The organism is Pantoea sp. USHLN298 (assembly GCF_037149395.1).
In the GTDB taxonomy this organism is placed as follows: domain Bacteria; phylum Pseudomonadota; class Gammaproteobacteria; order Enterobacterales; family Enterobacteriaceae; genus Pantoea; species Pantoea astica.
Genome location: NZ_JBBCRO010000005.1, coordinates 225,745 through 248,361 on the forward strand (window position 1 = coordinate 225,745; position 22,617 = coordinate 248,361).

Annotated in this window: 16 protein-coding genes; 4 read left to right on the top strand and 12 right to left on the bottom strand. The window is 52.6% G+C overall.

Features of this window, described 5'->3' with window-relative positions:
* Positions 1-371: 371 nt before the first annotated feature.
* The 3 genes from WFK59_RS14575 to WFK59_RS14585 all read right to left on the bottom strand — a co-directional run bounded on the left by WFK59_RS14575 (position 372) and on the right by WFK59_RS14585 (position 3,753).
* A complete protein-coding gene (locus WFK59_RS14575) occupies positions 372-2,444 on the bottom strand; it encodes a pyrroloquinoline quinone-dependent dehydrogenase (RefSeq protein WP_442956316.1) in 2,073 nt (690 codons plus the stop codon).
* A gap of 37 nt (positions 2,445-2,481) precedes the next feature.
* Positions 2,482-2,847: a hypothetical protein gene (locus tag WFK59_RS14580; RefSeq protein ID WP_336756127.1), complete on the bottom strand. Its 366-nt coding sequence runs from the start codon at positions 2,845-2,847 to the stop codon at positions 2,482-2,484.
* 426 nt (positions 2,848-3,273) lie between these two features.
* Positions 3,274-3,753 carry an OsmC family protein gene (locus WFK59_RS14585; RefSeq protein WP_336756129.1) on the bottom strand — a complete coding sequence of 160 codons (480 nt, stop codon included), beginning with the start codon at positions 3,751-3,753 and terminating at the stop codon, positions 3,274-3,276.
* 353 nt (positions 3,754-4,106) lie between these two features.
* On the opposite strand from WFK59_RS14585, the gene WFK59_RS14590 reads away from it, so the two are divergent.
* Positions 4,107-6,098, top strand: coding sequence for a BCCT family transporter (locus WFK59_RS14590; protein ID WP_336756131.1), 1,992 nt, complete (start codon positions 4,107-4,109; stop codon positions 6,096-6,098).
* 276 nt (positions 6,099-6,374) lie between these two features.
* Here the strand turns inward: WFK59_RS14590 and WFK59_RS14595 are convergent, their stop codons facing one another.
* Entirely contained in the window at positions 6,375-8,549 is a 2,175-nt protein-coding gene (locus WFK59_RS14595; RefSeq protein WP_336756346.1) for a TonB-dependent siderophore receptor, read from the bottom strand.
* Between the two features lie 1,251 nt (positions 8,550-9,800).
* On the opposite strand from WFK59_RS14595, the gene WFK59_RS14600 reads away from it, so the two are divergent.
* Entirely contained in the window at positions 9,801-11,045 is a 1,245-nt protein-coding gene (locus WFK59_RS14600) for an MFS transporter (RefSeq protein ID WP_233988255.1), read from the top strand.
* 418 nt (positions 11,046-11,463) lie between these two features.
* Here the strand turns inward: WFK59_RS14600 and WFK59_RS14605 are convergent, their stop codons facing one another.
* The 4 genes from WFK59_RS14605 to WFK59_RS14620 form a co-directional block, all read right to left on the bottom strand.
* Positions 11,464-11,934 carry an Exc2 family lipoprotein gene (locus WFK59_RS14605; RefSeq protein ID WP_336756133.1) on the bottom strand — a complete coding sequence of 157 codons (471 nt, stop codon included), beginning with the start codon at positions 11,932-11,934 and terminating at the stop codon, positions 11,464-11,466.
* A gap of 633 nt (positions 11,935-12,567) precedes the next feature.
* Positions 12,568-12,963 (bottom strand): cell envelope integrity protein TolA, encoded by a 396-nt coding sequence (gene tolA, locus WFK59_RS14610; protein WP_233988253.1) that lies wholly within the window; start codon positions 12,961-12,963, stop codon positions 12,568-12,570.
* 59 nt (positions 12,964-13,022) lie between these two features.
* Positions 13,023-13,313: a hypothetical protein gene (locus WFK59_RS14615; RefSeq protein ID WP_336756135.1), complete on the bottom strand. Its 291-nt coding sequence runs from the start codon at positions 13,311-13,313 to the stop codon at positions 13,023-13,025.
* Between the two features lie 436 nt (positions 13,314-13,749).
* Positions 13,750-13,992 (bottom strand): hypothetical protein, encoded by a 243-nt coding sequence (locus WFK59_RS14620; protein WP_336756137.1) that lies wholly within the window; start codon positions 13,990-13,992, stop codon positions 13,750-13,752.
* Between the two features lie 687 nt (positions 13,993-14,679).
* Here WFK59_RS14620 and WFK59_RS14625 point away from each other — a divergent pair.
* Positions 14,680-15,780 carry a tyrosine-type recombinase/integrase gene (locus tag WFK59_RS14625; protein ID WP_336756347.1) on the top strand — a complete coding sequence of 367 codons (1,101 nt, stop codon included), beginning with the start codon at positions 14,680-14,682 and terminating at the stop codon, positions 15,778-15,780.
* A gap of 17 nt (positions 15,781-15,797) precedes the next feature.
* On the opposite strand, the gene pagP is transcribed toward WFK59_RS14625, so the two are convergent.
* A complete protein-coding gene (gene pagP, locus WFK59_RS14630) occupies positions 15,798-16,370 on the bottom strand; it encodes a lipid IV(A) palmitoyltransferase PagP (protein WP_233988250.1) in 573 nt (190 codons plus the stop codon).
* 453 nt (positions 16,371-16,823) lie between these two features.
* Between pagP and fhuE the strand changes: the two genes are divergently transcribed.
* A complete protein-coding gene (gene fhuE, locus WFK59_RS14635; RefSeq protein WP_336756139.1) occupies positions 16,824-19,040 on the top strand; it encodes a ferric-rhodotorulic acid/ferric-coprogen receptor FhuE in 2,217 nt (738 codons plus the stop codon).
* A gap of 438 nt (positions 19,041-19,478) precedes the next feature.
* Here the strand turns inward: fhuE and WFK59_RS14640 are convergent, their stop codons facing one another.
* From WFK59_RS14640 to WFK59_RS14650, 3 genes are read right to left on the bottom strand one after another with little or no spacing between them, the layout of a single operon-like run.
* The gene (locus tag WFK59_RS14640) at positions 19,479-20,324 is read right to left on the bottom strand and encodes a VOC family protein (RefSeq protein ID WP_336756140.1); all 846 of its coding nucleotides are present in this window, start codon (positions 20,322-20,324) and stop codon (positions 19,479-19,481) included.
* A gap of 20 nt (positions 20,325-20,344) precedes the next feature.
* Positions 20,345-21,484 carry an amidohydrolase gene (locus WFK59_RS14645; RefSeq protein ID WP_336756141.1) on the bottom strand — a complete coding sequence of 380 codons (1,140 nt, stop codon included), beginning with the start codon at positions 21,482-21,484 and terminating at the stop codon, positions 20,345-20,347.
* A gap of 2 nt (positions 21,485-21,486) precedes the next feature.
* Positions 21,487-22,608, bottom strand: a complete 1,122-nt coding sequence (locus WFK59_RS14650; protein ID WP_336756143.1) for an alkylhydroperoxidase domain protein — start codon at positions 22,606-22,608, stop codon at positions 21,487-21,489.
* Between the last annotated feature and the right edge of the window lie 9 nt (positions 22,609-22,617).

The following is a 22,617-nucleotide window of genomic DNA, read 5'->3' on the forward strand; positions in this document are numbered from 1 at the left end:
TCAGTGCCTGCTGTTAAAAAGGGCACGATGGTGGAGGCCTGAGCGCCTCTGCTGCTGAAAGGGCTATCCGCAGCGCTGAGGCGTGACGCCGGGCCAGAACGCCACGCCGGGAAGCGTGGAGAGTTCGGGGCCGGCCAGGGAAGGCCGATCCCCGAACGGTTCGTCGGCACGACGTCAAAGCCGAAGGAACCGCGCAGCGGCGCGAGGACGGCCCGGCAGCAGCAGAGGTGCTCAGGCCCGCACTCCGGCACGCTCGCCCAGACAAAAAAGCTGCCACGTCTGACCGTGACAGCCTTTGCACATTTAACCTTAACTGACAGGCATTAGGCGCTGAGGCCCCATTCTGTTTCCATTAATATTTTTATAAACGACTATTCCGGTAGCGCATAAACCACCACCTGATCGCCCACCTGATCCTTGAGAATAGTATTCCCCCCCGCGACAAAGGCGACATACTGACGGCCTTTATACTCATAGACCGATGGATTCGCTACCGCAGGTGCTTCAACCTGATCGGACCACAGCTCTTCACCATTATCCACTGAGTAAGCGCGAACTTTGGCATCCATTGAGGCACCAATAAAGATCACGCCACCCGCGGTCACAGCCGGACCGCCAATGGTGGGTGAGCCCCAGCTTTCTGGCATAAAGAAGCCATACTGCTGCGAAGCGCCAACCGGACGACGCCATTTTACGTCACCCGTATGCATATCCAGCGCCACGATTTCACCAAACGGTGGCTGCCAGCACGGCATACCCAGCCAGTTGTTCGCCACCATCAGACGCAGCCCATAAGGCGCGCCTTCCTGCGGGGCAAAACCGCTCTCGTTGCCGGAACCATTATTCGCTTTGTCGTAATCTTCACGGCTATAGAGCTTCACATACTGCACAATGTGAGAGGTGTTCACGATAGCAATCTGTTTTTGTGGATCGTACGCCACGCCGCCCCACTGAACGCCCCCGGCACTGTCCGGATAGGTTAGCGTCCCTTCGCCCCTGGTAGTGGGTGGCGTGTACATTCCCTCATAGGTCAGCTTATCCCACAGTCGTGAACACTGGCCGGCGCCCACCATATCCGCCAGTTTCCAGATCTCTGGCTTTTTCGATTGATCGAGCAGTGGCGCAGGTTTAGTCGGGAATGGTTGTGTTGGAGAAAGCACTTCGCCCTGCACCGAACCATCGCCCTGAGGCACCGGACGCTCTTCTATAGGCCAGACATCCTCACCCGTCAGACGGTTCACCACAAACAGAAAACCCTGCTTGGTCGCCTGGATCAGCGCCGGGATCTTTTTGCCGTTGACGGTGATATCCATCAGCGTGGGTGCCGAGTTGATGTCGTAATCCCACACGTCGTGATGCACCCACTGGCGCGACCAGACCACTTTACCGGTGTTGATGTCCAGCGCGGTGGTAGAGGTGCCGAGCGGAATCGGATCGACGCGGTTACCGCCCCAGTAGTTGGGAGACGGGGATGAGACCGGCAGATAGACCAGGCCATGCGCCTCATCGGCAGACATATGTGTCCAGACGTTGGCGGTACCGGTGCGTTTGCGGATTTCGGCCGGAATAGCGTCAAAAGTCCATTCGCGTTCGCCGGTCTGCGCATTAATTGAAAACACAGTGCCCGGAGGCGCTTCAGCATAAGCCCAGTCTTTGCCAGCCCAGCCCACAAGCAGATGGGTGCCGACGACGGTGGGCGGCTGCAGCACAGATAGCGGGTATTTAGCGTTAACCGTGTTCCATTGATTAAGGTCCAGCACGCCGTTGTCAGCAAAGTTACTGCATGGTTTCCCCGAATCGGCATCCAGCGCAAAGAGCTTGCCATCAACGGTCCCCATATAGACGATCTTCTGACACGCTTGTCCGGCAGCCGGTTGTCTGGCCTGCCAGTAGGAGACGCCGCGGTTCTTCAGTACCGGCTGCGTCAGAGCTTTGCGCGAGGATTTGGTGTCATAGTGCCACTTTTCTTTACCTGTACCGGGGTCCAGCGCAATCAGGCGATCAAACGGAGTACCAATGTAGAGCGTCTGGTTGGCAAAAATGGGCGTTGCTGACCAGACGGTGGCAGGGATGTCACCTTTGCCATCCGAGACATCTCCGGTATGAAATTCCCAGATTTTCTTCAGCTTGCTGACGTTATCCGCAGTGATCTGTTTCAGCGGACTATATTTTTGTGCGTTGAGCTGACCATGGAAGCTGTCCCAGGTGGCAGAAGAGGGCACCAGTGAGCTGGCGGCGGAACTGGCAGACTCGACTTTCTGCCCGTCACGCTTGCCGGTGGACGCCTCTTCCGTGGTTTCAGTGGTTCCCGGCGCCTGTTGATTGGCGGAATCCACATTAAGTTTTTCCTGGGTGCCCATAGAGGCTTCAGCAGCGTTATCCTGCTTCTGCGCCTGCGTCACCGGTATGCACAGCAGCGCCAGCGCCGTGATGCTGACTTTCATTAATGGAGAGTAGAGATCATTATGCACGGGCAGCTCCTCAGGCTCTGACGCGATGATTGTGACGAACGGAATTGCGGCTCAGCGTAATCAGACCAATCAGGCCGACCACCATTGCTGCCGTAATGATGTACTGATGCAGTAGCGCAGCTGCAAAACCAATCGCGAATAGCATCAGAAAAACGATAACAATCAGCGTAGTGCGCGCGCCGCGGCGGGATGCGCCGCGTAAAAGAAAGGTCAGTAACGCCAGTATGGCGCTGGCAATGGCTACACCCAGAGCTCCGATAGTCCCGGTAACACCGGTGAGAGGTGTCAGCCACGCGTATAAAGCCACCGCGAAGCCGATCACGGCTGCCAGCAACAGCAGTAAGCTGCCCAGGCGTGAGGGTTGAGATTGCGACATATCAGGACGTCCCCCGTTGAAATGTACAAAGAGTAAATATGGCGTATTGAAGGGTTCAGGCAGCAGCTTTCGCGCAAAACGGTGCTTAAAAAAACCAACGCAGCACGATGAACAGCGGCAAAGTTAACTAAACGTAACAGAGTATAGAAGATGGTTTCTTATTGGGGGGCTCAACCGGATATCGCATTCACGATGGCTGACAAACCGGACTTAGCATCAATCATGGCTATTTTAATTGTGCGTATTAATGATGCCTTTTTGATCAAATTATAACGCCGCGACCCACAGCCACAGTTCAAACGGCGGTTATTAACCAGTCGGGATATCAGCCATGCCGCTTGCGGCAAATAACAGACGCATCGCCGCCATCTCTGGCTGGCGGGTGCCGGTTTACAGAGCCGGCATCCACGTAATGAAAGAGCGGTATTAAGGAGAGGGCAAAGGAGTGATGGTAAATTCAGGCTGGTAGATAACAGGAAAATTCACCGATCTGGCAATAAAACAGACTTTATGAATTTCATGGTGAATAGCCGTTGCCGCATCGATATTTGTGCCCGCCAGGACCGTAATTTTTGGCCTGAGTATGGCTGAAATAAAGCGGCCTGCTCCCCCTTTTAAAACTTCACCTGTGGCTACCGGTGAATCTTCATAATCCACGACGGTGATGCCCGCATCGGAGGCGAGATGCAGATACCAAAGCATATGGCAGGCTGAAAGCGAGGATAACAGGAGATCTTCAGGGTTCATTTTACCCGGATCGCCGCCCAGCAATGGGTCATTAGAGCAATGAACGATTTCCTTGCCGGTTATGGCGATATCCCATGTCCGCGCATAGGACTGATAGCCTGACGTGCCCGTGCCTCTGTTACCTGTCCACGCGATATGTGATCTATAACTGTGTTCCATTATTTTGCCGAACTCCTCTGCATGATGAAGATATAGACTGATAATCTATGAAGCATCGGCCACTGTTGTTGATACGCAATGAACGATACCTGAAGCAAGGCGGGGAATGCTGCAGCCATTCCTCTGCGTGAAGGGTCAGCAGGAACTTCTGTCATCATCTGCCCGCGGTCGTGAAGGTGAGTCTTTTCAGCCGCCGTTAACCCGCGCGTCGACCCGCAGTGACGGTAACGCCTCCTGTCGGGAATAGTCTGTATGGGGAAAAAAAACTATAAAAATCCGATCCTTCCCTGAAATTTTAATATGCTCTGCCATAATGGCTGTTACATTCAGAAATGCACCAGCAGAGAGGTTATATGTCTCAATCAAAAATAACAGAGCACACTCAGCGAAGTAAAATCAATCCGCCGGTGTTTTACAGTTCCGCCATATTGATCTTTATCATCGTTGCTTTTGCTGCCATTTTCCCTGAACAAGCCGACAAGCAGCTCAGCGCGCTGCAAAGCGGCATCTTCGCCAATGCCAGCTGGTTTTACATTCTGACTGTTGCCCTGATACTCATGAGCGTCGCCTATCTGGGCATGTCCCGGTTTGGTGACATCAAACTAGGTCCCGATCACTCTGAACCCGATTTCAGCTACCTATCGTGGTTTGCCATGCTGTTTTCAGCCGGCATGGGCATAGGACTGATGTTCTTTGGCGTAGCCGAGCCGGTGATGCATTACATGGCGCCGCCGTCAGGCACGCCGGAGAGCGTTGAGGCCGCCAAGGAGGCACTCCGCATCACGTTCTTTCACTGGGGACTGCATGCCTGGTCAATCTATGCCATCGTGGCATTGATACTGGCCTTCTTCAGTTATCGTCACGGCCTGCCGCTGACGCTGCGATCGGCACTCTATCCGATTATTGGCGAAAAAATTTATGGGCCGATAGGGCATGCCGTCGATGTTTTTGCCGTTATCGGTACCGTGCTCGGTGTAGCAACCTCGCTGGGTTATGGTGTTTTGCAGGTTAATGCCGGGCTCAACCACCTCTTCGGGGTTCCGGTTAACCAAACCATCCAGGTCATACTGATTGTGGTTATTACCGGCCTCGCCACCTTGTCGGTAGTGTCGGGACTGGATAAAGGGATCCGCATACTTTCAGAAATCAACCTGACGCTGGCGGTGCTGTTGCTGGTTCTGGTGGGTGCGATGGGGCCAACGGTTCTGCTGCTGAAATCGTTTGTTGAGAATACCGGCGGATACCTTTCAGAAATCGTGAACAAGACCTTTAACCTGTATGCCTATGAGCCCAAATCCAGCAAATGGCTGGGAGGCTGGACCCTGTTTTACTGGGGCTGGTGGCTGGCCTGGTCGCCCTTCGTCGGGATGTTTATTGCCCGCGTTTCGCGTGGACGCACCATTCGTGAGTTCGTAACCGGCGTACTGTTTGTGCCAGCCGGTTTCACCTTGCTGTGGATGACATTTTTCGGTAACAGCGCGATCTGGCTGATCGTGAGTAAAGGAGCACGCGATCTGGCAGAGACTGTACAGTCCGATCAGACCCTCGCGTTATTTAACTTCCTTGAGCATTTCCCCTTCAGTTCGGTGCTGTCGTTTATTGCTATGGCCATGGTGGTCGTCTTTTTCGTGACGTCCGCTGATTCCGGCGCGATGGTGGTTGATACCTTAGCGTCAGGAGGCATCGATAACACGCCGGTCTGGCAGCGTATTTTCTGGGCATCAATGATGGGGGTTGTTGCCATCGTGCTGTTACTGGCAGGCGGCATGAAAGCGCTGCAAACGGTGACCATCGCCAGTGCGTTGCCCTTTGCCATTATACTTCTGACGTCGATATACGGGCTGTTCAAAGCGCTGCGCATTGATTATTACAAACGCGAGAGTAAGCAGATCACCACCATCGCCTCGCCAGCTTCACGAAACCCGATTTCGTGGCAACGCCGGTTGCGGAATATTGCTTATTTTCCCAAGCGTTCAAACGTGAAACGCTTTATGAATGAAGTGATTCAGCCTGCCATGCATATGGTCAGCGGCGAACTGCTGAAGCAAAGTACCGTTTCTCACATTAATGACAGTGCAGACGATCGGGTGCATTTTGAAGTGGATCTGGGAAATGAACTCAACTTTGTTTATGAAGTGCGGCTTCGTTCCTATATTCAGCCTACCTTTGCCCTGGCCGGATTAGGCGATGAGAAAAAAGAAGAGCATCGCTACTACCGTGCAGAGGTCTACCTGAAAGAGGGCGGGCAGGATTACGATGTGATGAGCTGGACGCAGGAGCAGATTATCAACGATATTCTTGATCAGTACGAAAAACACCTGCATTTCCTGCATCTGGTACGTTAATCACCGGGCCTGGCTCACTGAGCCAGGCTGTCTTTGCCTCTATTCATACCTTTTAGTTCCACAGATCGACGCGGTTTCAGCGCTTCCTTTCCGGGTTTAATCAATAAGATTATTTTCGCGGCATAACAGTTTCAGCGCTAATTGAAGTGACAACGTCACGGTAGCGCATTAAAAGATACCGGCCAGACCGGGCTGAAAGAGAGACAATCAGGAAAGAGAGTCAGACCTACGGCAAGAAAAAGCGCTTCCGAATGGAAGCGCCTGTCGCAATGAGAATCAGAAAGAGAGAGTCAGACCGGCGTAATAGGCACGGCCCGGCTCGTTGTAGGTGGATGCACCTTCGGCTTCACGGTAAATACGCTTATCGAGCAGGTTATTGATACCGGCATTAGCACGCAGATTTTTGGTGACGTCGTAGTTAAGATTCAGCCCAAATACTGAATAGGCTCCGACTTCACGCGTCGACAGTGAACTGGCTTCGGTACGCGATTCTGCATTTTCACGCGGTTTCTGACGGCCATACATCGTCCAGTTCAGGCTGGTGGAAAAATCCTCTGTCACCTGCCAGTCGAGCATCGTGTTGATGGTGTATTCCGGGATGATCGACAGCGGATTTCCGGTCTCTTTATCCTTCGACTCAATCATATAGGTCGCGTTGGTCCGCCATTCCAGCGCATCGCGCACTAACGGAATCGTCATATTCCCTTCCAGACCTTCTACCACTGCCTTACCGCCGTTGCTCCACTGCAGGATATTATTGCCGTTGGAGGCAAAACCAATCCGCTCGGTGCCCGCCACGATTTTGTTCTTATAATCGTTACGGAACCAGGTGATCCCGGCAATATAGCCATCCTGACTAAACTCAATGCCCAGCTCTTTATTTACGCTGACTTCAGGATCAAGGTTCTCGTTGCCCAGCAAATAACAACTCCCGCTCACGATACCGATCGGGCAACCGTTGCCGCGGGTCGCCAGTAAATAGCCTTCCGTTGACTGATAGAGATTAGGGGCTTTAAACGCACGGGCAATACCGGCCTTGAGTTTGAAGTTCTCGCCCAGTCCCTGGGAAATATTGAGCGACGGACTCCAGTTCGCGCCAAAGGTATCGTGATAATCAAAACGCAGACCCGGGATCAGCTCCGTGCTGTCGGTGGCGGCAATATTATCCTCGAAATAGAGCGAACTCAGAGTCGCGCTGTTTTTACTGTTGCGGCTACCTGCATCGCCATTGATCCCACCAATAGAGACGCCCGGTGCGCTGGTGCCATTCATTGAGTTGGGATCGTTTAACTCGTCGCGATTCCACTCAGCACCCAGCGTCACCGTCTGTTCCCGCACTATCTCCAGCGGGAAACTGACTTCGCCACCGGCGCGGTAACTCTCGAAGCGGCTGGTGGAGAACGTCGTGCTGTTAATTCGTCCCTCACCGCTGCCTGCGGTTCCTTCGTTGAGGCGGGTATTGTTGGTTTTTTCATAATTGAAGGTCAGTTTCGACTGGCCCCAGTCCCAGATCCCGTTGTGGGCAATGCCATAGGTCTGACGATAAAGACGGTTAGTTTCTGAACCATCCAGCGATTCAATCAGAGCATTGCCCGCACCGTTGCTGTATTGGGTATCGCCAGCATATATATTGCCCTGACGGCTGTAACCGTAACTGAAATCAATCACCTGCAACGGCGTTAATTTCCAGGAGAGTACGCCATTAATATCTTTATTGCGCACGCCTTCGCGTCCGGCGGCGGCAGAACCATTCTGCGACTGGTTGATATCAAAAGCATCACTGTCGGTTTTATTGATGTTGCCGTAGAGCCGCATGGTAAGCGCGTCACCGGCCAGCGGACCGCTGAGATTAAAGTTGGCGCGGCGGGTAGCGCCTTCTTTGTCATCTTCCGGCTGATTGGTGAACAGCGACAGCGAGCCATGCCAGTCATCCGTCGGGCGCTTTGTGATAATATTGACCACGCCACCTGCAGCGCCAGAGCCATAACGGGCAGCCGCCGGCCCGCGGATCACTTCGATGCGCTCAACCATTTCCGCCGGTACCCAGTTAGAGTCACCGCGCGAATCCCGCTCGCCACGCCAGCTGTAACGCACTGAGTTTCTTGAGGTCGTCGGTACACCATCAATCAGAATCAGGGTATTTTCCGGTCCCATGCCGCGAATGTCGATCTGGCGGTTATTGCCGCGGACGCCGTTGGCGCTGTTGCCGGTGAGGTTAACACCCGGCATTTTGCGGATGATGTCGGACAGGTCATTAACCGGCGGGTTCTTTTCAATATCCTGCGCGGTAATCACCGAGACGCCAGGCTGTTGCTTTAACTCCTGTTCAGCAGTGACCAGCATAGTCTGGTCATCGGCCAGCATTTCTGTCTCAGCGTCGTTCGCGGCAGAGGCGGAAGAACTTAATATTCCCGCCAGCAGCAGCGCAACGGGGCGCTTCCGGACATGCATAGTTACATTCACTTAGAAAATCTCCCTGAATCGTTAAGGTATGTAAGCAAATGCGTATAATAATGATAATGATTATCATTTTACAACTACAATCGGGAACTTTTCCGTTATCGCTTGCGATGCATAAGGGAAGGGGTTGAGGAGAAGTGCAGAATCATATCCCAGCATTCAGCGCGCCAGACCACACGCAGAAATCAGGCTACGCAGTGCGTAATCCCAGCGCACAACGTGGTCCTGCCGCATTCCGGATTAGCCAGGCAACATCTGCCGCAGTGGCGTTTAAGCCAGCCGCGGACTCGCTCCCTGTGTTGGCGCAGGCCGTTATTCAATGAACCAGAAAACCGCCAGCGATCAACGCTGCGGGAAATTTCCGCAAAATCCGCTTCTGGTGACGACAAAGAGAGGGGATTAACCGGCAACAGGATAACGCCTCGATAGGCGCTAACAACGTATAGCCGACGAGTAGGGCGGTGATGATCCATGCAAGAAGTTAAGAGGTTGTGGGCCAGGTGGTGCTGTGGAATAAGATCATGACCAATGACCAATGACCAATGACCAATGAGCAGATGCGGGCCTGGCTCTCTGCTGATCAGTGAACAATGTCGGTATAAAACCGGCTTAAACTGTGACCCTCGTCACCTAATACCCAGAGCGCGCTTTACTTCAATAACAGCCAAACTCTATTGTACCCCTTGAAATGTGAGCGCATCACAATCAGGAAAAGGCAGTGGTCATGGAGGACGCTACCTTAGTGCAGCACGGTTGCCGACGCACAAAACATCATGCAACAGCGTATTTAGCCTGAGTAGAGCCTCGCCGTGTCTCTTACCTGTAATCTCAGCAATCTCCTGGCATTACAGGCAGAACAGGCTTGAGGCGAGTTGAAAATCTCCACTGTAACCGCGGCTTTGGTGTTCTGAAGCGTGCTGGCAGCATGCCATTACCTCTCTGCTACAAGCACGAGCAGGCTGTTTTCAGGCTCAACAGAAGGTGAGTCTGTCAGGAGGATCACGATGAAGCGCTCACACCTCACACAGGTAATGGCTTAACAATGTTACTCGCTCACAGTGCTGAAGATTACTTTGCCATCGGTCCCGGCACAACAGCCTGTTTTGCGTTTAATTCATCCTCGGCACGGGGCAGGCCCGGCCCGACATGCAACAGGATGCCTCATCAGCCGTCTTATACCAGGGTTTCAAGGCTGGCAGACAGATTTCCCGGACGCTTTAGTTATTAAAAAAGGATGTAATCATGTATTACTTAAAGAATAATAATTTCTGGATATTCGGGCTGTTCTTTTTCTTCTACTTCTTCATCATGGGAGCCTATTTCCCGTTCTTCCCTATCTGGTTACATGATATTAATCACATCAGTAAAAGCGATACCGGTATTATCTTCGCCGCAATCTCTTTCTTTTCGTTACTGTTCCAGCCAGTATTTGGTTTACTGTCTGACAAACTGGGGCTGAAAAAACATTTATTATGGATTATCACCGGGATGCTGGTGATGTTTGCTCCATTCTTTATCTACGTGTTTGGTCCGCTACTGCAAACTCATATTTTGTTAGGCTCAATTGTCGGCGGTATCTATCTCGGTTTTATCTACAACGCTGGCGCGCCTGCGATTGAAGCCTACATTGAGCGTGTCAGTCGGCGTAGCCAGTTCGAATTTGGTCGTGCGCGCCTGTTTGGCTGTGTAGGCTGGGCGCTCTGCGCGTCTATTGTCGGTATCATGTTCACCATTAATAACCAGTTTATTTTTTGGCTCGGTTCCGGATGTGCGGTGATCCTCGCCATTTTACTGTTTCTTTCCAGACCTCAGGCACAATCATCAGCAGAGGTGGCCGACTCACTGGGCGCAAACCAATCTCAGTTCAGCCTGCGTCTGGTGATGCAATTGTTCAGACAACCGAAATTATGGTTCTTAACACTTTACGTTGTGGGTGTTTCCTGCACTTACGATGTATTTGATCAGCAGTTTGCCAACTTTTTCACCTCGTTTTTTAGCAGCGCCGATCAGGGAACCAGGGTGTTTGGTTATGTCACCACGATGGGAGAACTGCTCAATGCCTGCATCATGTTTTTTGCCCCGTTAATAGTGAACCGCATCGGCGGTAAAAATGCACTCTTGCTGGCCGGAACGATCATGTCGGTACGTATTATCGGCTCATCATTTGCCACTACGGCAGTAGAAGTAGTGTTGCTTAAATCACTCCATATGTTTGAAGTGCCTTTTTTAATCGTCGGCTGCTTTAAATATATTACTACTCAGTTTGAAGTGAAGTTCTCAGCCACTATTTATCTCGTCTGCTTCTGTTTTTTCAAACAGTTGGCGATGATTTTCATGTCGCTGTTCGCTGGATTTATGTATGACCGCGTGGGTTTTCACGGCGCTTACCTGGTCCTGGGGCTGACCGCGCTGTTGTTTACCTTTATCTCTGTCTTTACGTTAAGTGGCAAAGGGGTATTGGTGGCGTTACGTCCTTCAGCCAATTAATCAGGCAACGAGAGGCATCCGGCGGGGCTGCTTTTACGTATTGAAAGGACCCCGCAATTACAGCTCAGCCAGCGATAACGTCACGACCTTTTCGCTGGCTGAGTTGTATATTGCGCCATCCAAAAGCCTGAGCCCGTTCAAAACAAAATTTCCACTGTCAGAAAGGATCTGGAATCAATCTTGCTGCTTCAGTATTCGATACTGGCTTCATTGAAGAGTTAAGCCGGTGCGGAGTTGCAGCAGCACTGCCTCTTATACCCGCTCAGTCCTTCCTTATGATGATGACCCTGCGGCAGTATCGGAATATTTAAACCCTCAACCAGGCTTCTTTCTGATTTCGTCAGGATGATCGAAACAGACTGCGGCTGATGCTAAAACATGATGGCGCGGCCTTTTCAACCGCGCGCATTGGCTGCGACTATAAACGTCCGTTAAAGCCATCCCAGTAGCTTTTTGTGGCGCTTTCTAACATTATTTCAGCCCGTTTCTGCGGCCGGTCTGCGCTGAAGGATTGCTTAAGGAAGTTACTTTTCTGTGCGGCGGCGCTAAAAGGGCTCGTACAAGATTCATCGATCTGATCGCCCTGCTGAGTTTGCCTGACCGCCGTAAAACTATTTACACGCTGCTGTGCCTGCTCTTCGCTCAGGCCAGCGGCACGATCCTGTTTACCCAGCTCATAAAACTGACTCAGGAACTGCTTTGCTATCCGATAATTATCAGCAGTGAGCGGGCGCGTATTGGGGTCAAAATGGAGTTTAGCTATCTGTGAGGCGGTATGGTGAGCATTTCTTTCCAGACTGGTTTCGGCCGTACAACCGCTTAGCATAGCTGCCGTCAGCAGCAGACCGATATATAAGTGTTTCCGGGTATCAATCATAGTTATGTCCATATATTTTTATCCTTTTAATCAACGATTGTTACTGACTTCGATGAAATTACTCTTCATATGCAAGCGTGTTGCGGCTGACAGCAAGAGAGATTGAATAATGACGCTTGCAAGGTTATGACGTAAAGCAAAATAGTGGATACTAACCAAAGTTTCAGAAATCTCTGCAGACCCAATGAATAAACCTGCTCAGAATTTCATAATACCTGATGCGTTTCTTATAACTCATCAGGAATACCCTTAACAACAGAGGGCCGTCAGAGAAGAGTATGAATTAAAATTTTCTCATCCGAATCGGTTTATATTTTTTATGCTGAGTGCGATAAGAGAAAACCTTCTTAAATACCTGGTATCCGCGATCACTTTATTTGAACTCCTGATTTTACACATCCGCAAACCACAATTTCTTGCTGATAAAGCCTGCGTATAGAGAGTTTTTTTCTATGCAAATTTAGTTATTCCAGGCGCCTTGCTCATTCTGAAACAGACTATCTCCTCTTATTCGTTTTATAAATACTGTTATCGCATGGGCTTTTGCTTATACGCCTTATACCGATATTTTTCCTGTTGTCGCGTGTTGACTGCGAGAAGGGCCTTTTGTGATTCCTGATTCAGGGCTGAATGATAAGGATCACACTACAGCCTGAATTCCAGCGGAGCGTTTCTGAATAACTTCCACGTTGCTTCATCAGGCGCAGGAGGGATCTCAGCTCGCTTTACGGCAGATAGAGCCATTTTACACAGTCTGGCGTCACCGCTTTCTGCAACTGCATTTTCGACTACGCCATCACGTCGGAGCGACATTCTGACCGTGCAGACTTTTCCCCGCCAGGCATCCGGTTGATACATTTTTTTTTCAACGGCTCGTTGAATAACGACGGCATAGCGGCCTGCCGGACTGGCCATTGAAAGGAGATCATTTCCCTGCTGTGCAGGCATATTTTTACTGACGCCATTATTCTGAGAGAGGGTACACGCCACCAGAAAAAAAGGGGCTAAGAGCGCAAGTAGTCGAATTCTCTTTGGCACCATTCTGAACTCTCCCTGTTAAATTTAATGTTAAACGCAGCACAGGAAATGATCTTCCGGAATCATTTAACCTGGTTCATTCCAACCATAAACTGAGAGCAGTTTGATGATTCAGAGGCTGAATTTATCTGTTTAGTACTCAGGCTGAATGCTTTTGCAGACTGGGCATCGCCAAGTTTTTCTTTGGTCAGGCGTCCTAGTTCAACAATCTTCTCCGGACTTAACATATGATTATCTACAGCCACATTAAGCAGAGTACAGGTGGCATTAATGGTGTTATATTTAGATATCGTCAGATTGTTGACTATATATCCTAACACTCCACCGACAACTAAAGCCAGAAAGGCCAGCATAACAGATTTCCTTGTGCTCATAAATCCTCTTATATCAGAATAATAACAATGAAAACCCGAATACACTAAGAACGCTGATGCGGGCAATGAAAGTATACGTGCAATGCAGCTATTAGCACCAGCATGAATCATTTTCATTTATATTGTGTTGATAGAGAGCCGCATAGAAACCGCCACACTCAAGCACTATGCCACACGAGCAAATAACTAACACAACCCATTGTAATGTCAGAATAAATTTAATACAAGATGAAGTCTTTCATGATGAAAAGCATCAGGCTATAGTGTTTATTTTCTGATGCAGGGCATTATGATTGTTAACATAGATGAAGAAATGGCAGCCTGACGATTCCCTGAAAAACCCCCACGATCTTATTAACTGTCATTGACTCTGCCAGTAAATATGCGTGTTTACGTTGAGTGAAGTAACCTGTTACTACTTGAGAAACGCTGTCAGAAAATCACTGAATGCCGTTCCTAAGATCATAAAGCGTTGTGTGGCTATCTCCTCCTTACGTATTTCAGCTAACCGGGCCAGTGCACTTTCTGCATCAGCGGCTCTGACCTCTTCAAACATTTTCTTCCAGCCCTTGCCGACAAGGGAAGCGGCTTTTGAAGTCTCCGATTTACTCACTACCGCGACCTGGTTATGTTTTTTATAAAAACAAAATTCAGCCATCTGTTTCTCCATAAATAAACTATCCGATAAAAAACTATAATGCTGCGGTGGGTTTCTGTACAGATAAATATTCTGCAGTTGGGATAGACATGGATAAATAAAATAAAGAATATATGATTAACTTTATATATTCATATTGCAACAAACATTTAACCGGAACAGCTTGCGATGACTGTCACTCTCCGATGCTGTGTGCAGCTGATGTCACCAGCAATTGCAACGTTTGGCTTTGATCACACTGAAGAATCAGCATCCAGACCTGTTTGAATTTCTGATCATCCAGGCAACAGACCAATCCTGATTAGCGAACAGCAATACATATATCTGCTGCTGAACGAGGGTGGCGCACATCTCATGCCTTGAGGCTCCGATAGAGTCGCAGGATTACAAAGACAAAAAACAAGCTCGTTGGACCAGCAGACAGCAACCGGCGACGTTGTTGCCAGTCCATCATATCGTGGTTGTCCGGATAGCCGGCCTCCTGACTGTTTCTGATCGGGTTTTTGACCATTGCAGCGGGTGAGTTTTTACCCAGCAGCACGTTGTTTAACGTGGATAAAGTTCTTGATCACTCGCCCAGAATTCATCAGAACGCGTCATTGTGACTCCAGACTTATTAGGTCTGGAGTCAGAAAAGATCTGACGTTAAACTGTGTGACTTCGCAGCCTGCACGGAACAGTAAAAGGATCATTGTGACGCTAACAGAATTACGTTCACCTCATGTCGGCCGCCATGTACTGATCTGGCTTGATCAGGTGAGAACAGCCTCATTAGGTGAACTGGATAATTTTGGTGATGAAGGCTCAGTTGAGCAGGTGATGAAGGTCTGGGTCAAATTATCCCTGCTGATCAGCCGCCGCCGCCCGGAAATCGCCGTCTCATCACTGCTGAAACATGTTCTGCCGAATATTGGATCGCAACCGCTTAAATCGATCACCCGTTTACGACTCAACCGTCTCTATAACATTCTGATCGCTGACGGCAAGAAAGAGGAGGCGCGACGGGTATTTGCGTTGACCAAGCAGTTCCTCGCCTGGGCAGAGATGCAGGGCTATCTTGATCACTCCCCGATCGCCTCGATGAAAAAGCGTGATGTCGCCGGACGCGCGACGCCACCGCGCAGTCGTCAGCTGACGGATGCGGAAATCTGGGTGTTCTGGCATGGACTGGATAACTGGGCGTTATCGGAGCAGGCACGCTGGGCGCTGCGGTTGTGTCTGGTTAGCGCGCGTCGGCCAGATGAAATTGTACAGGCGCAGAAAGCAGAATTTGATCTGGCGCTCGGCCTGTGGAAGCAGGGCACCCGTAATAAATCTCAGCGCGAACATATTCTGCCGATTTCACCGCTGATGCGGATGTGCATTGATGCGCTGATGCAGGCGGCCGATCGCGATTCGCCCTGGCTGGTTCCGGCACCGCGCGATCCTCAACTTCCCCTGTCGAAAGGGGCGCTGAATCAGGCCTTACGCCGTATGATCCGCGCCCCGCGTGGATTGGGGCTGGAGCCTTTTACGCCGCGCGATTTACGCCGGACGGCCCGCTCCAAACTTTCCGCGCTGGACACCCCTAACGATGTCGCCAGGAAAATCATGAATCATGCACTGGAAGGCATCGACCGGGTCTATGATACGCACGACTACCTGACACAGATGCGCAGCGCAATGGATGCTTATTCCGTAGCGGTTGAACAGATCATTGGATGCGAAAGTTATGCCGATTTACGTCACCGCTTTGATGGCGAAACCCTGAACCTGAATGAGATCTCTGTTATGGCGATGTCGCGCTAAATATCCCGTTACGGCTGTCAGAAATGATAACGCAACCAGGCAAAATAGACGTTTCCGTTATTATGCGTGCCGGGAATATAGGTCATCTGAAAATCCAACTTGCCGTATCCGACTGACGCCAGCGGCAGGATTGCCGGCACCGGAATATATTTCCAGTTATGCCTGGCCGTAACGCCGGCGGTATAACCGGCACCCCAGTGAAATTTATCATTCGCAAGGGGTCGCCACGTCGCTACCCAGCCATAGCCACCAAAGGGTTCCCATTTATTATAGGAGTCTTTAAATGCCATCACATAGAGGCCATTCCAGTTACCTTTTTCGTCGTAACGGGAAATCCCACCGCCTGCACCCCACGGTCTTTCATTATATTTTTCAATATGTTCGCGATCGTAGGTTGCCCGGTTGTGCCAGGTGATAGCGGGCAGATAGAAGTCGGTGCCATCGGGCTGTTGCCAGGTGGTCGAGACCTTATTACTGAAATTGTCCCAGCCTGCACTGAGGTTTTGCGAAATAGTCCCGGCATGAACTGAACCAGCGCTGCAAAGGCTTAAAATAACCAACAGTGCGCCCGGTTTTTTAAATAACCGCATAGCAGTATCCTGTGAATCTGGTGTTGTGAAAAAGCCAAACTAAAGCGTAATGCCGGGCATTCTGGCATAAAAAACGACAACCTCAGGTCAATGAAAAGATATCAGCGCGCCAATTTCGTTCCCAAATGACACTCGCCCGGAATAAATGTCGTTCTGCGCCCTGAAATAATTAAGCCGGTTTTTTATTTTCATACCCTGCAATGATCCCGCCGCAATTCAATCTGCATTCTCACGGATTACTGAATAAATTCGCATCATTTGCTAACAAAATCTTGCAATGATAATCGCAATGCGTATATTTCTCATTTGTTTTAAATACAACATCACACCCGCGCTCAGGCGCTCAGGGAAAGGTTTCTGGTTCCTCAAACCATAAGCAGGGCACAGATGCCCGCAGGAAGCATGGTCGTGAACAGTGGCAGCAAAAAACATAATAAATTTGAGGAATTAACGATGTCTTTTCAAGTTCAGCACGCCAGGGAAGCGGGCACCTCAGCCCCGCTGCGCATCTCACTACTGGCCGCGATGATCGCCACCTCGCTGGCGCAAACAAGTGCTTACGCCGCTGAAACAGCCACACCGGCCGCCACTGACAGTCAGACTATGACGGTCAGCGCCACAGCCGCGGCAGACGGCGCAACAGACAGCTCGCCGGCCACCGATTACAGCGTCCCGGTCACCCGTGCCGGCACTAAAATGCTCGGTACCGTTCGCGATGTGCCGCAGTCAGTCAGCATTGTCAGTAAGCAGCGAATGGAAGATCAACAGCTTCAGTCGCTGAATGATGTGCTCTCTAACACCACCGGTATCCGCGGAATCAGTGGTGATATGGATCGCACCAACTACTATGCCCGTGGTTTCATGATCGACAACTACATGGTGGACGGCATTCCGACTGCGTTTGCCTCACGCTGGAACCTGGGCGACGCGCAAACCGATATGGCGCTCTATGAGCGGGTCGAGGTGGTGCGGGGTGCAACCGGCCTGCTGACCGGGCCGGGCAATCCTTCAGCGGCGATCAATATGGTGCGTAAGCACGCCGACAGCAAAGAGTTTGGTGGCACCGTCTCCGCCAGCTACGGCAGCTGGAACAAACAGCGTTATGTCGCTGACCTTTCCGCGCCGCTGAGCGAATCCGGCAACGTGCGTGGCCGTCTGATTGCTGGCTGGCAGGATAACAACAGTTTCATTGAGCGTTACGGTGCGAAAAAACAGTTTGTTTATGGCGTGGTTGATGCCGATCTGACCGACTCCACTACGCTGTCCGTGGGCTATGAGTTCAGCCAGGTGAATACGGACGCCACCATGTGGGGCGGAGCGCCTCGCTGGTACACCGACGGTAGCCAGATTCATAGCCGTCGTGGTTACAATACCGCGCCGGACTGGGCCTATAACGACAAAGAGAACCGCAAACTCTTTGTTAACCTGAAACAGGACTTCGACAACGGCTGGAACATCACGCTGAACGGTGTGCACAACGAGATGCGACTGGACAGTAAACAGCTCTATCTGGATGGATTCTTCGATAAGAACACCGGCGTCGGATACTCCTCCTACGCGAATTACCCGGTGGTGGGCGGAACCGGTTACAACACCGGCAAACGCAAAGTTGATGCTGTTGATGCCTTTGCCAGCGGTCCTTATGAACTGTTTGGCCGCCAGCATGAACTGATGGTCGGCGTGAACTACAGCCGTCAGGACAACAAATATTTCAGCACCTTCGAAAATATCTCTTCTGAGTCGCTGGGGAATTTCAATGATTTCAACGGCCAGTATCCTGAGTCTGACTGGACGCCGCGGCTGCCTGCCAGTGACACGCAGCTGGTTCGTCAGAAATCGACTTATATGGCGACCCGCATCTCACTTGCCGATCCGCTGCACTTGATCGTGGGTGCCCGTTACACCAACTGGAACCGCGAAACGCTGACTGGCGAGCTGGAGAAGAATAACACTACCCCTTACGGCGGGCTGATCTATGACTTCGCGGAAAACTGGTCCGCTTATGCCAGCTACACCTCGGTGTTCCAGCCGCAGGATTATCGCGACGTCAACGGATCGTATCTGGCTCCGGTGATCGGTAAGAACTACGAGGCGGGTCTGAAGTCGGACTGGATGAACAGCCGTTTTACGACCTCACTGTCGGTGTTCCGCACCGAACTGGATAACGTGGGCGAAGCCACCACCCAGACGGTAAAAGGTTCCGGTGACGTGGCCTACATTGGCCGTAAAGGTGTGGTCAGCCGTGGCGTTGAGTTTGAAGTTAACGGTGCATTAACCGATTACTGGCAGATGACGTTTGGCGGCACGCGTTACATTGCGGAAAACCGTGACGGCAGCACTTTCAACCCGCAACTGCCGCAGACCAGCTTTAACCTGTTCACCAGCTATCGCCTGCCTGCGCTGCAACAGCTGACGCTGGGCGGCGGGGTGAACTGGCAAACCCACGTCTGGAATGATGTCGGTGCACCGGAAGGCAACGGCACCTGGCGCGCCCGCCAGGGAAGCTACGCGCTGGTTGATCTGTTTGCCCGCTATCAGGTCAACAAAAACCTGACGCTGCAGGGCAACCTGAATAACCTGTTCGATAAAGAGTATGACACCAACGTCGCCAGCTCCGTGGTTTATGGCGAACCGCGTAACGTCTCGGTTACCGCCAGCTACACCTTCTGATTCTCTTTATTGATGAAGGAAAAAACGCCTCTGCAGAGGTAGTGCTCAGCAGTGAAGTTTAAATGTGCAAAGGCTGTCACGATCAAACGTGGCAGCCTTTTTACTGGGTGAGCATGCCGCAGTGCGGGCCGGAGCGCCCTTTTTAACAGCACGCACTGAAGTTTCAGAGCAGGCTGGGGTCGATCAGGGGCAGGCAATCCGCAGCGCTGAACAGAATGAGTCTGCCAGGAGAGCCCGCAGGACGCGGGCGAAAGGCGGGGCGGCACAGGATGTGCCATCCCCGCCGGTCCGTCAGGCAGAGGAATGACGTGAAGGAACCGCGCAGCGGCGCGAGGACCGCCAGCCCCTGAGCGGCACCAGCCTGCGTTATCACCTGTCGCTTAACTGACGAGCATGACTCTGCAGAGGCGTTTTTTGGTGATCTGGCCGCTGTCACCCTCAGGTAAAGCGTAAAGCCAGATGAAAACCCTGTCCCGCTGCAACCAGAATCGCCGCTGATTGTTGTTCAAACCTGACGTCTCCCGTCTGCAGCGCCGTTTTTACCCGGTTCAGATCGTCGGTGACAAAACCCAGCGCCACCATCCGCGCGCTGCCATCGTAATCTTCCGGCAGCGGACCAAATCGCTGCTGCGCATAGTCTGCCGAAGCAAAACGCACCGTGGCGGCACCAGCACGCAGCACAAATGCGCCTTCCGGGCAGGCGATGATTTTTGCGCTGCCAAACAGATGGCTATAAACCTGCGCCGATAAAGCCGGGTCCTGCGCCACAATCACAAACTCACTGATATTGCGAACGCCATTCGGATGCAACTGCCATGCCGGTTGCCAGACAGCCTCCGGCGTCAGATGCTGACAAAAAAAGCTGCGCCCGTTGGGAATTAAAGAGGGACGCAGACGCACGGTGCGAAAACGCGCTTCACTCACCGACCCATCGGGCAGCGTAACCGGCCGGTGAAAGCTGGCAGGGGGATCGCCATCCAGATCCTGACGCTGCAGATGCTGATATTCACTTTCCGCATCGCTGCTCTTCCAGACCAGGCCGCTCAGACCGGGCGGCGATTGCCAGAGATCGGCGCGCCGACCGGCATTGCCCGGCTCATAGCCCAGCAGTTCGAGGTAATTTTCGCCGAACACCGCCAGATGATTGCTGGAACCCAGCGAGTGATGGCCGCGTTCGGTCAGCTGAAAACCGAGCCGCCGGAACAGCGCCTGGGCGGCATCAAGCTGATCGGCAACGTTAATCACGGCATGATCGAGAATCGGTTGCGGCACAGGCACAGACATAAGCAGATTCCTTCTTTTGGTCATTGCGCCGCCACAATCTGCAGGGCGCGGGGGGCGAGGTGGGTGAAGTAATTCACCGCGGGTTCGATCAGCGATTCATCAGGATCGAAGCCCGCATGATGCAGACCAAATTTGCTGGCGCTACCGATGCTGACAAAGGCGCCGGGCACCTGTTGAAGGTAGAAGGCAAAATCTTCGCCACCCATTTGTGGCGCTGCAGCCCGCTGGGCCAGATAGCCCGTTTCCTGCGCCAGTTCCAGCGCCACATCGGCCCAGGCTGGCGTATTGATTAACGCAGGCGGCCCCTCAATCCACTCCAGTTCGGCGGTGGCACCAAAGCCGGCGGCGATCCCCTGAATCAGCGCGGTCATCCGGTGCGGGATCTGCGCCCGTATCTCACCATTATGGGTCCGTACCGTGCCCTCCAGTTCCACGCTCTCTGGCAGAACATTCCAGGTGTTACCGGCGGTAAAGCGCGTCACGCTTACCACGACCGTTTCCAGCGAACTGAACACCCGGCTCGGTAGCGTCTGCAAAGCGGTGACGATGTGGCTGGCAATCACAATAGAATCGATGCCTTCCTGGGGCCGCGCGGCGTGTGCGCCTTTGCCTTTAACCCGGATCACAAAGCGATCTACGTTGGCGTAGAACGCGCCCGGCCGGGTCTGCAGCGTACCCAGCGGCAGATCCGGCGCATTGTGCAGACCAAAAATCGCCTGCACGCCCTCCAGCGCACCGGCGTCGATCAGCTGACGCGCGCCGGTAAAAGTCTCTTCTGCGGGCTGAAACAGAATCCTCACCCGGCCAGGCAGCGTAGCTTCACGCTGTTTCAGTTGCAGGGCGACGCCCAGCATCACCGAGGTATGCAGATCGTGTCCGCAGGCGTGCATCACGCCCGGTTGCTGTGAACGCCACGGGCGGTCAGTGGCTTCTTCAATCGGCAGCGCATCGATATCGGCCCGCAGCGCGATCAGCGCCGGTCCGTCGCCCAATTCCGCCACGACGCCGGTTTTCAGTCCCAGCGGCAGCAGACGGATGCCCGCCTGGCCCAGCCAGCGGGTGATACGTTCGGTGGTGGCAAATTCGTGACTGGATAATTCCGGATGCTGATGCAGTTCGCGACGCCACTGCACCAGTTGGTCAGTTGAAAGCAATGTCATGATTATCCCTGTTGTTGCGGCAGAAAAGGTTCACCCAGCGTCAGCATCAGCCGATTCGCCCAGGCAAAAAAGGCGGTCGACTGAATCAGATCGAGCAGGGCCAGCGTGTCCAGCCCCTGTTCCAGCAGCGCATCAATATGCTGTTGCGTCAGCTGAGAAGGCGTAACGGATAACGCCGCTGAAAAAGCGATCAGCGCCTGCCAGCGCGGGCTTTGTCCGTGAGATAACACCGTCCCCGGCGCCACGTTCAGCAGCTTCTGAATCGCCTCATCCTGCTTTGACAGCTGACTGGCTTTGCGCGCATGGACCGAAGCGCAATAGATACAGCCGTTAACCTTACTCACCACCGTTGCCGCCAGTTCACGCTCTGCACGAGGCAGGCCGCCCGCGGTGTAAAAAATGCCTTTATCAGTCAGGGTGCGCTGTTCCAGCAGCGGCAGGTTGCGCGCCAGCAGGCGGAAGTAATCGGAGTCGCTATGACCAAACTTAGCCAGTGTGGCCTGCTCATCCGCACTAAACTCCGCCAGCGGTTTCGCCGCCAGCCAGGGCTCCCAGCCCAGTTCTCGCTGGGTAAAGGCGGTGACGGCCGTGTTGCCGCTGGCGGTGAGCGGCGCGTCGTGCCAGTGTCCGGCCACCACCGATGCGGTTTCACCCTGAGCTGCATCGCCCTGCAAGGCCCGCAGACCCGCCAGCAACCGGCTCTGGAAACTGATAAACGCCACCAGCTGCGCCAGCGTGACAATACCGCGCGGACTCCAGCCCGCCTGCTGCAACTCGGCAATGTGTGCCGGTGCCGCGTTGACCGGTTCAAAGGTCAGGCGATGGGCAAACGCGTCGGCGGCCCGATCGCGCTCAGATGCACCGCCAGCTGGCCGATCCGGCTGCAATGATCGCTGTTGTAAATAGTGCGCCTGTAAGCCTGGCTGGGCGTGCCATTCCGCCAGCTGCGCGGCCAGTGTCAGCCGGTCAGGCAGCGGAAAGTCCTCATCCTGCTGGCTGAAGAGCAGCGCATAACTGCCCTGGGTATGTTGGGTCGCAGCGTGGCGGACCTGGCGCGCGCGGGCCAGATCAGAATCGGGATCGATATCGGCCAGTGCGTTTAGCAGATCGTCAGGTTGAGTCATAACGTGCTC